The sequence below is a fragment of the Neorhizobium sp. S3-V5DH genome, from assembly GCF_004343065.1.
GTDB classification, from domain to species: Bacteria; Pseudomonadota; Alphaproteobacteria; order Rhizobiales; family Rhizobiaceae; genus Neorhizobium; species Neorhizobium huautlense.
This window is the reverse complement of sequence record NZ_SMCL01000003.1, coordinates 288567-302239: the sequence shown is the minus strand read 5'-3', so window position 1 is coordinate 302239 and position 13673 is coordinate 288567. Positions and strand designations below refer to the sequence as shown.

Annotated in this window: 14 protein-coding genes; 10 read left to right on the top strand and 4 right to left on the bottom strand. The window is 61.3% G+C overall.

Annotated elements, in window-relative coordinates:
* Window positions 1-2: 2 nt before the first annotated feature.
* From EDE09_RS07405 to EDE09_RS07395, 3 genes are all read right to left on the bottom strand, one after another.
* Window positions 3-1382, bottom strand: a complete 1380-nt coding sequence (locus EDE09_RS07405; RefSeq protein WP_105372808.1) for an aspartate aminotransferase family protein — start codon at window positions 1380-1382, stop codon at window positions 3-5.
* A 28-nt stretch (window positions 1383-1410) separates the two neighbouring features.
* Window positions 1411-2907, bottom strand: coding sequence for an NAD-dependent succinate-semialdehyde dehydrogenase (locus EDE09_RS07400; RefSeq protein WP_105372917.1), 1497 nt, complete (start codon window positions 2905-2907; stop codon window positions 1411-1413).
* 88 nt (window positions 2908-2995) lie between these two features.
* Window positions 2996-3514, bottom strand: a complete 519-nt coding sequence (locus tag EDE09_RS07395) for an Lrp/AsnC family transcriptional regulator (protein ID WP_105372807.1) — start codon at window positions 3512-3514, stop codon at window positions 2996-2998.
* Between the two features lie 89 nt (window positions 3515-3603).
* Here EDE09_RS07395 and EDE09_RS07390 point away from each other — a divergent pair, with 89 nt between their 5' ends.
* The 10 genes from EDE09_RS07390 to doeB all read left to right on the top strand — a co-directional run bounded on the left by EDE09_RS07390 (window position 3604) and on the right by doeB (window position 13249).
* A complete protein-coding gene (locus tag EDE09_RS07390) occupies window positions 3604-4989 on the top strand; it encodes a PLP-dependent aminotransferase family protein (RefSeq protein WP_105372916.1) in 1386 nt (461 codons plus the stop codon).
* Window positions 4990-5111: 122 nt separating this feature from the next.
* The gene (gene ehuA, locus EDE09_RS07385) at window positions 5112-5897 is read left to right on the top strand and encodes an ectoine/hydroxyectoine ABC transporter ATP-binding protein EhuA (RefSeq protein ID WP_105372806.1); all 786 of its coding nucleotides are present in this window, start codon (window positions 5112-5114) and stop codon (window positions 5895-5897) included.
* Between the two features lie 59 nt (window positions 5898-5956).
* Window positions 5957-6808, top strand: coding sequence for an ectoine/hydroxyectoine ABC transporter substrate-binding protein EhuB (gene ehuB / locus EDE09_RS07380; protein ID WP_105372805.1), 852 nt, complete (start codon window positions 5957-5959; stop codon window positions 6806-6808).
* A gap of 103 nt (window positions 6809-6911) precedes the next feature.
* Window positions 6912-7571, top strand: coding sequence for an ectoine/hydroxyectoine ABC transporter permease subunit EhuC (gene ehuC, locus EDE09_RS07375; RefSeq protein ID WP_105372804.1), 660 nt, complete (start codon window positions 6912-6914; stop codon window positions 7569-7571).
* A 2-nt stretch (window positions 7572-7573) separates the two neighbouring features.
* The gene (gene ehuD / locus EDE09_RS07370; protein WP_105372803.1) at window positions 7574-8233 is read left to right on the top strand and encodes an ectoine/hydroxyectoine ABC transporter permease subunit EhuD; all 660 of its coding nucleotides are present in this window, start codon (window positions 7574-7576) and stop codon (window positions 8231-8233) included.
* Window positions 8226-9011 (top strand): ectoine utilization protein EutA, encoded by a 786-nt coding sequence (gene eutA / locus EDE09_RS07365; protein WP_105372915.1) that lies wholly within the window; start codon window positions 8226-8228, stop codon window positions 9009-9011. Before ehuD ends, eutA begins: the two co-directional genes overlap by 8 nt.
* Window positions 9012-9015: 4 nt before the next feature.
* Window positions 9016-10017, top strand: a complete 1002-nt coding sequence (gene eutB / locus EDE09_RS07360) for a hydroxyectoine utilization dehydratase EutB (RefSeq protein ID WP_132409493.1) — start codon at window positions 9016-9018, stop codon at window positions 10015-10017.
* Window positions 10014-11006: an ectoine utilization protein EutC gene (gene eutC, locus EDE09_RS07355; RefSeq protein ID WP_105372801.1), complete on the top strand. Its 993-nt coding sequence runs from the start codon at window positions 10014-10016 to the stop codon at window positions 11004-11006. The genes eutB and eutC overlap by 4 nt, the downstream gene beginning before the upstream one ends.
* 34 nt (window positions 11007-11040) lie before the next feature.
* Window positions 11041-12222 carry an ectoine hydrolase DoeA gene (gene doeA / locus EDE09_RS07350; protein ID WP_105372800.1) on the top strand — a complete coding sequence of 394 codons (1182 nt, stop codon included), beginning with the start codon at window positions 11041-11043 and terminating at the stop codon, window positions 12220-12222.
* Between the two features lie 7 nt (window positions 12223-12229).
* Entirely contained in the window at window positions 12230-13249 is a 1020-nt protein-coding gene (doeB, locus tag EDE09_RS07345; protein WP_105372799.1) for a N(2)-acetyl-L-2,4-diaminobutanoate deacetylase DoeB, read from the top strand.
* 38 nt (window positions 13250-13287) lie between these two features.
* On the opposite strand, the gene EDE09_RS07340 is transcribed toward doeB, so the two are convergent.
* Window positions 13288-13632 carry a cytochrome c family protein gene (locus EDE09_RS07340; RefSeq protein WP_245422919.1) on the bottom strand — a complete coding sequence of 115 codons (345 nt, stop codon included), beginning with the start codon at window positions 13630-13632 and terminating at the stop codon, window positions 13288-13290.
* Window positions 13633-13673: the final 41 nt, after the last annotated feature.

Here is a 13673-nt window from a genome sequence, read left to right as displayed (position 1 = left end):
CCTCAGATCGACTTGAAGACGCTGTCGATCGCTTCCGCCGTGGCTTTCACAACGGTGTCCGCCTCTTCGCGAGTGAGGCAGAGGGGCGGCGCAAAGCCGAGGATGTCGCCTTGAGGCATGGCGCGCCCGATGACGCCGCGTTCAAGGAGTGCCGTTGCGACTCGGGGGCCGATCTTCTGTGAAGGATCGAAGAATGTGCGGTCGTCCTTGTCTTCGACGAATTCGACCGCAGCCATCAGGCCGTCGCCGCGGACCTCACCGACATACTTATGGGAACCGACCGCTTTGGCGAGTTCGCTCCGGAAATAGGCGCCGGTCTCGCCTGCTTTCGTCACCAGATCGAGTTCGTCGATTAATTCGAGATTGGCGATGCCCGCAGCCGAGCAGATCGGATGCGCAGAATAGGTCCAGCCATGGCCGATCGCTCCCATCTGGTCCGAGCCCTGGACCAGTACCTGCCAGACCTTGTCAGAGACGATGGTTCCCGAGAGCGGCGCATAGGCCGAAGTCAGGCCCTTGGCTATCGTAATCAGATCCGGTCTCATGCCGTAATGGTCAGAACCGAACATGGTGCCGAGCCGGCCGAAGCCGGTGACGACTTCATCCGCGATGAGCAGGATGTCGTATCTGCCGAGCACGGCTTGGATCTTCTCCCAATAGCCCTTCGGCGGCGGTACGATGCCGCCGGTGCCGAGGATCGGTTCGCCGATGAAGGCGGCGATCGTATCGGGGCCCTCAGCCAGGATCAGTTCTTCGAGTTTGTCGGCGCAATATTGCGAGAATTGCTCTTCGCTCATGGAGCGGTCCGGCCGCCGGAAATAATAAGGCGCTTCGGTGTGCAGGACCGGTGCTCGCGGCAGGTCGAAGGCCTTGTGAAAAAGTTCGAGGCCGGTAAGGCTGCCGGTCATCACCCCGGAACCGTGATAGCCACGCCAGCGCGAAATGATCTTCTTCTTTTCCGATCGCCCGAGGATGTTGTTGTAGTACCAGATCAGCTTGATGTTGGTCTCGTTGGCGTCGGAGCCGGAAAGGCCGAAATAGACACGGCTCATGCCGGCCGGCGCCCGATCGATGATCATCTTCGACAAAGTGATCGAGGCTTCGGTGCCGTGGCCGACATAGGCATGGTAGTAGGCGAGGTTTCTCGCCTGCTCGGCGATCGCTTCGGCGATCTTCTGCTGCCCATAGCCGACATTGACGCAATAGAGGCCGGCGAAGGCGTCGAGGCTGGTGCGCCCGTTGACGTCGGTGATGTAGACGCCTTCTCCGCTGCCGATCACGCGGGTCGGCGTCTCGCCGCGCGCATGCATTCCCATATGGGTCGACGGATGGAAAAAATGGTCCCGGTCCCAGGCGGTGAGTTCATTATTTCTTTCGAGCATTGGCTTTTCCTTCGAGATACGGGACCGCTCAGCCGGCCGTGTCGATGCAGATGTATTTGACTTCACTGAAGGCCTCGATGCCGTGGCGAGAACCTTCGCGCCCGAGACCGGACTGTTTCCATCCGCCGAAGGGGATCGGCCCGCCGGTAATCTTCACGCGGTTGATGGCCACCATGCCATATTCGAGCGCCCGACTGACGCGCAGCTGGCGGGCGCCGTTCTCCGTGACGGCATAGGCGACCAGGCCGTATTCGGTGTCGTTGGCGCGGGCGATGACTTCATCCTCGTGGTCGAAGGCAGTTACGGCCGCAACCGGCCCGAAGGTCTCCTCGCGCATGACCAGCGCGTCGTCCGGCACATCCACCAATAGCGTGGGTTCGAAAAACAACGGACCGGCCGCGTGGCGCTTGCCTCCGGCGATCAGTCGCGCACCGCGCTTAATCGCATCCCCCACCTGCGCCTCGACCTTTGTCATGGCGCGCTCATGCATGAGGGGGCCGATATCGATGCCCTCGGTCAGCCCGTTGCCAATTTTCAGGGCAGCGATCCGCCCGGCAAAAGCGGCGTTGAAGGCGCTAAGGATCGGCCGCTGGACAAAAATCCGGTTGGCCGCGAGGCAGTCCTGCCCGGAGGTCGCGAATTTGGCGGCCATCGCTATATCGGCGGCGCGATCGATATCCGCGTCCTCGAATATGATGAGGGGTGCATGTCCGCCGAGTTCCAAGACCAGCCGCTTCATTGTCGGCATGCATTGCGCGGCGATCAGCTTGCCGATCTCGGTGGAGCCGGTAAAGCTCATCGCCCGCACCCGGTTATCTTCGCAAAGCCGACCAACGATGGTGGCTGCGTCACCGGTCACGACATTGAACACGCCGGCCGGAATGCCGGCACGTTCGGCGAGCTCGGCCAGCGCCAGGGCCGAAAGTGGCGTTTCGGAGGACGGATGGGCAACGATCGTGCAGCCGGCGGCAAGCGCCGCTGCACCCTTGCGGGTCAGCATGGCGGAGGGAAAGTTCCAAGGTGTGATCACGCCGACGACGCCGAGCGGTTCGCGCCGGATGATCATCTCCGCATCCGGCAGGTGGCTGGTGACGCTTTCGGCGTTTACGCGCTTTCCTTCCTCGGCATACCACTCGATGAAGGATGCGGCGTAGTCGATCTCGCCGCGAGCTTCGGCAAGCGGCTTGCCCTGTTCAAGGGTCATCAGGAGCGCAAGATCCTCCTTGGCTGCCAATACCAGCCGATGCCATTCCTTCAAGATCGCTGCCCTCTCCTGCGGCAGTTTTGCCCGCCAGAGGGGAAAAGCGGCCGCGGCGGCGTCGATCGCAATGCCGGTTTCCTCCGCGCCCAGGCTCGCGACAAAGGCAAGCGTGGCGGAGGAGGAGGGATCGGTCACCTGGAAGCTGTGGCCCTCCGTGCCGGCGATCCAACGTCCGTTCACATAGGCGAGATCGCGCAGCAGATGACGATCGATAAGACGCATCAGGGCCTCGTGATAGGCAGGGCGTGCAAAAATTGCGGTCATGGCCAGATCCTCATTCAAGCTCGTCTCCAGTGTGGCGGAGCTTCGGCGAGAGATTGTCCATTCCGCGGGGCGGAAAGAGAGAGATGGTCTAAACTGGCGGGTCTGTCCGGAGAAATTGTCTGTCACCGGTGTCGGCCCGGAAGAGGGCCGAGACCGGCACCCCGGTCTCTTCCTTCACGGTTTTTGTAACGATGTAGGTGAAATAACGCTCGATACCGAGCTCGCGGTTGAGCAGATCGTCGATCAGCCGCTGGTAGGCATCGATATCAAGGGTCACGATCTTTGCAATGTAATCGACGCCACCGCCGACCGACCAGCAGGCCGTAATCTCCGGAATAGCTGACACAGCGCGTTCGAAGCGATCGAAATCGCTTTGGCGGTGGTTGGCAAGCGTGACTTCCACCATGACGCTGGCAATGGGTGCGATTCGCCGCGCCGCGAGGTGCGCGTGATACCCGGCAATGATGCCCGCCTTCTCCAGTTTTCGAAGGCGCATCCAGCAGGGCGTCGGTGAAAGCCCGACCTTTTCGGCGAGCGCAAGCTTGGTGATTCGACCGTCGCTTTGGACGGCTTCCAGGATTCGCAGGTCGATGGCGTCGATTTTCATACGGTTTCCTGTCGTGCAGTTGTGAAGAAAGACAATGAAAATTCGTTTTGGCATTGTCAATTGAACTGATTTTAAGCACAGTCGAAATCATGACAAATTGGCGACCGGATCCCTCTCAACTTCGCCGACCGGCCTATCTCTCGCTCGCCGAGCAGATTGCGCGCGCCATCCAGGAGGGGACACTTGCCAGCGGCGCGAGACTTCCCACCCATCGCCGCTTGGCGGACGACCTCGGCCTTTCGGTTCAGACAGTAAGCCGCGCCTATGACGACCTCATCCGCCGCGGGCTGATCTCCGGCGAGATCGGGCGCGGCAGTTTCGTCCAGAGCCGGCCCCGAGAGCCCGAGCCGCCCTACCTGCCGGAGAGGCTGGGCGAGGTTATCGATCTGTCGATCCTCAAGCCGGTCTGCGAAAACATGCATCTGGACAAGATGCGGCAGGCCTTCGGCTGGCTTTCGGAAAACCTGCCGGCCAGTTCTGCGCTCTCCTTTCGACCGAACATGGTCTTTCCACGTCATCGCGCCATTGCGACCGAGTGGCTTGCTCTTTGCGGCATCCAGGCCTCCGCCCTGAACGTGAACCTGACCAATGGCGCGACATCCGGCATGACGGTGGCGCTGATGAGCACCGCTCCACCTGGATCGATCGTCGCCACGGAGGCGATCAGCCACCATACGCTGGTGCCGCTTTCCACCTATCTCGGCATTCATCTGGAAGGCTTGCCGATCGATGACGACGGCATGATTCCGGAAGCGTTAGACGAAGCCTGCCGCACGAGCCCTATCCGCGCCGTCTTCCTGCAGCCCTCGGTTATCAATCCACGAGCCACCCTGATGAGTGCACGGCGACGGGAAGCTCTGGCGCAAGTGGCAAGCCGGCATGATATCGCAATCATCGAAAACGACGTCCTCGGCCCCTTGGTGGGCGACAGGCCTCCGCCGATTGCGGCAATCGCGCCGGAGCGCACGCTGTATGTCACGAGCTTTACCAAAATTACCGTACCCGGCTTGCGTATCGGCTATCTCGTCGCTCCCGACCGGTATGTGGCCGCAGTCGCAAACCGGCATCTGGTTTCGAACTGGATGGCTACCCCCGCAATCGCCGAGATCGCCACCCGTTGGGTGGCCGACGGTACTGCCATGGAGCTTGTCAACTGGCAGCGCCAAGCTCTTGCCGACCGGCATGCCATCGCCCAGGAGGCGCTTTCGGGACTGCGTTACTATTCGCATCCGCAGAGCCTGCATGTCTGGCTTCCTCTCTCCGACGCTCATTCGGAAGAGGGTTTCGTGTCGCAAGCGAGGTTGCGTGGCGTGGCAATCGCCCCGGGCACATCGTTTCGCACCGCCGGTCAGGGATGGGCGCCCGCTGTGCGGATTTCGCTGGGCTCCACGTCAGGCGACGACCTGAGGACAGGCCTCGGGATTGTGGCTTCGCTCACTCAAGGAAATCCAGAGGCGCTTCTGCTCGCGATTTAGGTTTAGCGCTGGGGAAATGGGCAGATGTATAAATATTGTCATGATATTATTTTATGAATTGACATGATTTCTTGAGGCCGTCATCGTTGGTGCATTGCTTGTCTCAACAGGGAGAGACATGAATGGCATCCCCTATCATCCGCATCGACAACATCGTGAAGAGATATGGTCCGCTCACCGTTCTCGACGGCTTGTCTATCAAGGTGATGCCTGGCGAAAAGCTGGCGTTGATCGGTCCGTCCGGTTCCGGCAAGACGACCATCCTGCGCATTCTGATGACGTTGGAAACGATCAGCGGGGGCCATATCGAGGTTGACGGCGAGCAGCTATATCACATGAGGAAGGGCGCGGACCTGATCTCTGCCGACGAGCGCCACCTGCATCGCATGCGCAAGAAGATCGGCATGGTCTTCCAGCACTTCAATCTGTTTCCGCACAAATGTGTGCTCGACAACATCACGCTCGCGCCGATGCTGACGCAGGGCGCGGGGCGCGCAGACGCGGAAAAGCGGGCGATGGAACTTCTGGACATGGTGGGCATGGCGGACAAGGCGAAGGCGGTGCCGGCCCAGCTTTCCGGCGGCCAGAAGCAACGCGTCGCGATCGCCCGGGCGCTCGCGCTCTCTCCGAAGATCATGCTGTTCGACGAGGTGACCTCGGCGCTCGATCCGGAACTCGTCGAAGAGGTATTGAACGTTATGCGGCGGCTGGCAGCCGAGACCGACATGACCATGCTTCTCGTAACGCATGAGATGGGTTTCGCTCACGATTTCGCCGATCGCGTCCTGTTTTTCGATCGCGGCAAGATCGTCGAAGAGGGGAGGCCGGAGGAGATTTTCCGAAACCCCAAGCAGGAGCGAACGCAGGGTTTTCTCCGCAAGATCATCGCGGCGGGGCACCGCGTCTGACCGCCTGGAGCGGTGACATTGCCCGAATAATAAATAGGAAAACCAGAGGAATTGGGACAATGAAGACAAGAATTCTCACGACCGCCGTCAGTATGGCAACGTTGCTTTCCATCGCAGCCGGGGTGCCTGCGTTCGCCGCTGACGACAAGCTGAACGATCTCAAGGAACAGGGCTTTGCCCGTATCGCCATCGCCAACGAGCCGCCCTATACGGCCGTCGGCGCCGACGGCAAGGTGTCGGGTGCCGCACCGGACGTCGCGCGCGTCATTTTCCAGCGCCTCGGCGTCAAGGAGGTCGTGGCCTCGATCTCCGAATATGGTGCGATGATCCCGGGCCTGCAGGCCGGCCGGCACGACGCCATTACCGCCGGTCTCTTCATGAAGCCGGAGCGCTGCAACGCGGTCGCCTATTCCGAGCCAATCCTCTGCGATGCGGAAGCTTTCGCCGTCAAGAAAGGCAACCCGCTGAAGCTCACGAGCTACAAGGACATTGCCGACAACACCAACGCGAAGATCGGGGCACCGGGCGGCGGCACCGAGGAGAAGCTCGCACTCCAGGCCGGCGTGCCGCGCGACCGTGTCATCGTGGTGCCCGACGGGCAGAGCGGCGTCAAGATGCTTCAGGACGGTCGTATCGACGTCTACTCGCTTCCGGTCCTTTCGATCCACGACCTCATGGACAAGGCCAAGGATCCAAACCTCGAAGTCGTCGCACCCGTCGTCGGAGCGCCGGTTTATTGTGATGGGGCGGCCTTCCGCAAGCAGGATGTGGCGCTTCGCGATGCCTTCGACGTGGAACTCAAGAAGCTGAAGGAATCCGGCGAGTTCGCCAAGCTCATCGAGCCCTACGGCTTCTCTGCCAAGGCCGCCATGTCGACGACCCGGGACAAGCAATGCACTGCCGCCCAGTAAGCTGCCGAGATCAGGTGGACGGAGCGGTCTATGTCCCGGTCCGCCACCGGTCACGGCCGAAGGCCGTCTCTGCACTGTATCGGATGATGGGAAGTTTTTGCTGATGTCGGTCTGGTCCGGCTATTTGACGCTGATCCTCGAGGGCGCGCTGGTGACGCTGAAGTTGACCGTCATGGGGTCGGCTCTGGCGCTGGTGATGGCTTTTCTGGCCGGGCTCGGCCGGCTCTCACGCTTCTTCGCCGTGAGGGCGCTTGCCACGACCTATATCGAGTTCTTCCGCGGTACTTCGATCTTCGTACAGCTCTTCTGGGTCTACTTCGTCCTGCCTTTTGCAGGCATCACGCTTACCCCGCTTCAGGCAGGCGTGCTTGCATTGGGGCTGAACGTCGGGGCTTATGGGGCCGAAGTCGTGCGCGGTGCCGTCAAGGCCGTTGGGCGCCAGCAGACCGAGGCCTGCGTGGCGCTCAATCTCTCGCGCTATCAGCGCATGCGCCATGTGATCCTGCCGCAGGCGCTGCCCCTGATGCTGCCGACCTTCTGCAACAATGCCATCGAGCTCTTGAAGGGAACCGCGGTCGTGTCGCTGATCTCGCTGACGGACCTGACTTTCCAGGCACAGGTCGTCCGCGCACAGACCGGCAACACACTCATTCCCTTCACCACGATCCTCTTCCTCTATTTCGTCATGGCGTGGGCGATTTCCACAGCCATGCGCTGGCTGGAGCGGCGGATGACGCGCGGTCTCGATGGCGTGAGGACCTGATCATGGAATGGGATTGGGATTTCGTTTGGCAGATCATGCCGACCCTTCTCGAAGGGTTCAAGATCACCATACTGGCGACCATTCTCGGTGCGCTGGTGGCTGCGGTAATCGGTCTCGCTCTCGCCATTGCGCGCCGTTCGCCGATCGCCGCGGTATCTCGCACGGTCGGCTTCGTCTCGGAATTCATCCGCGGCACGCCGCTTCTCGTACAGCTCTATTTCATATTCTATGTGCTGCCCGATATCGGCATCCGCCTGTCGCCGCTGGTTGCCGGCGTGATCGGTATCGGTGTGCATTACGCAACCTATACTGCAGAGGTCTACCGAGCCGGTATCGAAAACGTGCCGCGCGGCCAATGGGAGGCAGCCAACGCAACCAATCTCACCACGCGGCAGGCCTGGATACACGTCATCCTGCCGCAGGCCATTCCGCCGATGATCCCGGCGCTCGCAAACTATTTTATCGCGATGTTCAAGGAGACGCCGCTGCTTTCGGCGATCACCGTGCTGGAACTGATGAACCAGGCGAAGAGCATCGCCAACAGCAATTACCGCTACATCGAGCCGATGACATTGGTCGGCGTCTTTTTCCTCGCCGTCAGCCTGCTCTCGGTCGTCGGGCTGCGCTGGCTGGAGGAACGTTATGCCCGGATGGATGACTGATATGGTTCCTGTCGACATAAACCTCCATGGCCGAAAACCGCGGCTGGACGAGCGGCCGCTTGAAAAGCGGATCGGCCTCGTCATCCTGTCCACGGATCATACGACGGAGGTGGACTTCCAGCGCATGGTCGCAAGCGACCGCATCGGCGTCTACGTCAATCGCATCCCCTATGCCAATCCCACGACGCCCGAAAATCTCATGAAGATGCAGCCGGCGTTAAGCGAAGGCGCATCGCTCATTCTGCCCGACGAGCCGCTTGATGCCGTCATGTATTCCTGTACCTCCGCCTCCGTGGTGATCGGAGATGTCAGGATCGAGGAGGCGATACGTGCTGCCAAGCCGGGCGTTCCGGTCGTGACGCCGACTGCCGCGGCCGTAAGGGGACTGCGGGCGTTGGGCGCGCACAGTATCTCGATCCTGACCCCCTATACCGTCGAGACGAGCCGACCGATGGCCGATTATTTCGCCGGCCTCGGCTTCACGATCAACCGCTTCACCTGCCTTGGTTTCGAAGATGATCGCGAAATGGCTCGCATTGCTCCAGACGAGATCGTTTCGCTCGCCAGCGAAGCGATGGATCCGCAGTCGCAGTCGCTTTTCATCTCCTGTACCGCCGTCCGGGCCGCTCAAGTCGCGGGGCGCGTCGAAGCTGCGATAGGTAAGCCTGTGGTTACCAGTAATCTGGCCACTGCCTGGGCCTGTCTGCGCCTCTGCGGTGAAACCGCTTTGCGTCCAGAACTGGGCACGCTGATGACAAAACCCTATTCGGAGGGCTGAGTTCATGAGCGGGAAAACCTTGCCGGTTCAGCTTGACGATATCCGCGCCGCCTCGGCCCGGCTCGATGGTCGTGTACTCCGGACTCCGATGACGCAATCGGCAACGCTGAGGGAGCATATGGGCGTGCCGGTCCATCTGAAGCTGGAGCATCACCAGACCACCGGCAGCTTCAAATTGCGCGGCGCGACGAACGCCGTACTTTCCCTTTCTCGGAAAGAGCGGTCACGAGGGGTGGTGGCTGCTTCCACCGGCAATCACGGGCGGGCGCTCGCCTTTGCGGCCAAGGCAGAAGGCTCCGTCGCGACCGTCTGCATGTCGTCGCTCGTGCCGGAGAACAAGGTCTCGGAAATCCGCCGGCTAGGCGCCCATGTACGTATTGTCGGGCGCTCGCAGGACGAGGCGCAGGAGGAGGTGGAGAGACTGGTCGCGGAAGAGGGGCTGGTCATGGTGCCGCCCTTCGATCATCCGGCCATCGTCGCGGGGCAGGGCACGCTGGGCCTCGAGATCATCGAACAGTGCCCGGAGGTGGAAACCGTTCTGGTGCCGTTGTCCGGCGGGGGGCTTGCCGTTGGCGTTGCCGCTGCGGTGAAGGGCCTGAAACCATCGGTCCGGGTGATCGGCCTGACGATGGAGCGCGGAGCAGCGATGAAGGCGAGCCTCGACGCCGGCAGACCGGTGCTGGTCGAGGAGCTATCGAGCCTGGCGGATTCGCTCGGCGGCGGCATCGGTCTCGATAACCGCGTCACTTTCGCGATGTGTAGGGATCTTCTCGATGACGTCGTCCTTCTCTCCGAAGCGGAGATCGCGGCCGGCATGCGGCATGCCTATGCCGTCGAGCGCGAAGTAGTCGAAGGCGCCGCAGCCGTGGGCATCGCGGCGCTGTTGGCGGGCAAGGTCGCAAGTCGAGGCCCTGTCGTCACCATTCTCTCCGGCCGCAATATCGACATGGAGCAGCACCGGCGCGTGATCAACGGTGACATCTCCCATGGAAAGGATGCCGCATGAGCCGGATGGTAATTCTCACCGAAAGGGACCTGCGCAAACTTGTTCCGCTCGACGGCCAAGCGGTCGCCTGCGTTGAGGACGCATTTCGCGCGCTCGCCACCAAGCCTGTTGCCATGCCCCCCATCTTGCGCCTCGATATTCCCGAGCATCGAGGCGAGGTGGACGTAAAGACCGCCTATGTGCCCGGCCTGGAAGGTTTCGCCATCAAGATCAGCCCCGGGTTTTTCGACAATCCGAAGATCGGCTTGCCGAGCACAAACGGGATGATGGTCTTGTTGTCCAGTCGCACCGGTCTCGTTCAGGCGCTGTTGCTCGATAACGGTTATCTCACCGATGTCAGGACGGCAGCTGCCGGCGCGGTGGCCGCCAGGCACCTTTCGCGTCCGGACTCGAGCATTGCGGCGATCTTCGGAGCAGGCATGCAGGCGCGCCTTCAGCTGGAGGCTCTGACGCTGGTCCGCCCGATCCGGGAGGCGCGCATCTGGGCGCGCGATATGGCAAAGGCCGAAGCCGCTGCGACCGAGCTGGCCGCCAAGCTCGACTTTCCTATCCGCGCTGAAGCCGACCCTCAGGCCGCCGTCGCCGGGGCCGATATCATCGTTACCACGACGCCGTCCGAAACGCCGATCCTGAGGGCCGACTGGCTTCGGTCAGGTCAGCACGTGACTGCCATGGGCTCGGATGCCGAGCACAAGAACGAGGTCGAGCCGACGGCGATCGCCAAGATCGACGTCTATGTCGCCGATAGCCTCAAACAGACCAGGCGGCTGGGGGAACTGCATCACGCGATCGCGGCCGGGCTGGTTTCAGAGGATGCAGTGTTCCCGCAGCTAGGCGACGTCGTCGCCGGTCTCCATCAAGGCCGCGAGAACCCCGGACAGATCACACTCGCTGACCTCACCGGCACGGGGATCCAGGACACCGCCATCGCCACGCTTGCCTTCGCGCGAGCGGATGCCGCCGGCGCTGGCATCACATTCGAAAGCTGAGCCGGTCTTGCACCGGATAATGAAGGGAAGAAACATGACCCAGCCCAATCTCAAATTCTCACTTGGCGAATATGCTGCACGGCTGGAAAAGACACGGCGCGCTATGGAGGTAAAGGGGATCGATCTTCTGATCATCAGCGACCCCTCTAACATGGCCTGGCTGACGGGTTATGACGGCTGGTCTTTCTATGTGCATCAGGCGGTCATCGTGCCGCCATCCGGCGAGCCGATCTGGTTCGGTCGAGGTCAAGATGCCAATGGCGCCAAGCTGACCGCCTATCTCCGCCACGAAAACATCGTCGGGTATCCGGACCACTACGTTCAGTCGACCGAGCGGCATCCGATGGACTATCTCTCCGGTATCCTGACCGACCGCGGCTTGGGCAAATTGACTGTCGGCGTCGAGATGGACAATTACTGGTTCTCGGCTGCTGCCTTCGCATCGCTCACGAAGCACCTGCCGAACGCCCGGTTCGTGGATGCGACCGCGCTCGTCAACTGGCAGCGCGCGGTGAAAAGCGAAACCGAGATCAAATATATGCGCAATGCAGCCCGCATCGTCGAGGCGATGCATGCGCGGATCTTCGACAAAATCGAGGTCGGCATGCGCAAATGCGACCTCGTCGCCGAAATCTATGACGCCGGCACGCGCGGCGTCGACGGTATCGGCGGCGATTATCCGGCGATCGTGCCGCTGCTGCCGTCGGGCGTGGAAGCCTCGGCGCCGCATCTGACCTGGGACGACCGGCCGATGAAGGAGGGCGAGGGCACCTTCTTCGAGATCGCCGGCTGCTATAATCGCTATCACGTGCCGCTCTCGCGAACGGTGTTTCTGGGCAAGCCGACGCAAGCCTTTCTCGATGCCGAAAAAGCGACGCTGGAGGGCATGGCGGCGGGCCTTGCGGTGGCTAAACCCGGCAATACTTGCGAGGATATTGCCAATGCCTTCTTTGGCGTCTTGAAGAAGTACGGGATCGTCAAGGACAACCGAACCGGTTACCCGATCGGTCTTTCCTATCCGCCGGACTGGGGCGAGCGCACCATGAGCCTGCGCCCCGGCGACCGCACCGAGCTCAGACCTGGCATGACCTTCCATTTCATGACCGGCCTGTGGCTGGAAGACATGGGCTTTGAGACGACGGAGAGCATTCTCATTACCGAGACCGGCGTCGAATGCCTGGCGAACGTGCCGCGCAAGCTGATGGTTAAGGACTGAGACGGTGATGAGCGAGACAGCTTTGCGGCCCTCGCCGATCAGCCCGACGGTGGATTTCGATGCCGAGGGTGTGCAGCACGGTTTCCTGCGGCTGCCCTACAGCCGCGACGACTCCGCCTGGGGATCGGTGATGATCCCAGTAACGGTGATCCGCAACGGCAAGGGGCCGACCGCGCTCCTGACAGGCGGCAATCACGGCGATGAGTACGAAGGACCGATCGCGCTCTTCGATCTCGCGCGCAGCCTGAAGGTGGAGGATGTAAGTGGCACGGTCATCATCGTCCCGGCAATGAACTACCCAGCCTTCCTGACCGGCACGCGCACTTCGCCGATCGATAAGGGCAATCTGAACCGCAGCTTTCCCGGCCGCCCGGACGGGACGGTGACGCAGAAGATCGCCGATTATTTTCAGCGCGAACTGCTGCCGCGCGCCGATATCATACTGGATTTCCATTCGGGCGGCAGGACGCTGGATTTCCTGCCCTTCTGCGCCGCTCACATCCTGCCTGACAAAGAGCAGGAGAAAAAAGCCTTCGAGCTGGTGAAGGCGTTTTCCGCACCCTATTCGATGAAGATGCTCGAAATCGACGCCGTCGGCATGTACGACACGGCCGCCGAGGAGATGGGCAAGGTCTTCATCACGACGGAACTTGGCGGCGGCGGCACGGCAACGGCGAAAACCGCAGGCATCGCCAAACGCGGCGTCATGAACGTGCTGCGCCATGCCGGCATCGTCGCGGGCAGGTTCGACGTCGGATCGACGACCTGGCTCGATATGCCGGGCGGCGATTGTTTCGTGTTCGCTGAAGAGGACGGGCTGATCGAGTTCACCTTCGACCTCGCAGACCAGGTCCAAGAAGGTGCCGTGGTGGCCCGTATCTACCCGACCGGAAGGACCGGCGCTGCGCCGCGCGAGATTCATGCAAAAATGAATGGCATCCTGTGCGCCCGGCATTTTCCGGGACTAGTCAAGGCGGGCGATTGCGTGGCGGTGATTGCCGCCGTCGTCAGTCATAGTTCGGATTGACGTTAAAGGCGAAGTGATTGCCGCGTTTTCCTGCGGCTCTATTTCGGGAACTGCTTGATATAGGCAATGACATTGGCGATGTCTTCGTCCGCCTTGAGGCCGACGAATGCCATTTTCGTTCCCTTGATCGTGCCCTTGGGATCACGAAGGTATGTGGCAAGCGTTGCCTCATCCCAGACGGTGCCATTCTTGCCGGCATCGACCATGGCGCTGGAATACTTGAAGTCGCCGAGCGTTCCGGCAGTTCTACCGATCACTCCCTTCAACGACGGACCGACTTTGTTTTGATCCGTATCGACGACGTGACAGGCCTTGCATTTGGCGAAAACTTTTTCGCCGGCGGCGGCGTCCTGACAGTGGGCGTGAGTCACGGTCATAATCATCACGCCAAGTGCGCCGAGGCAAACATTGAAATACATGTCAT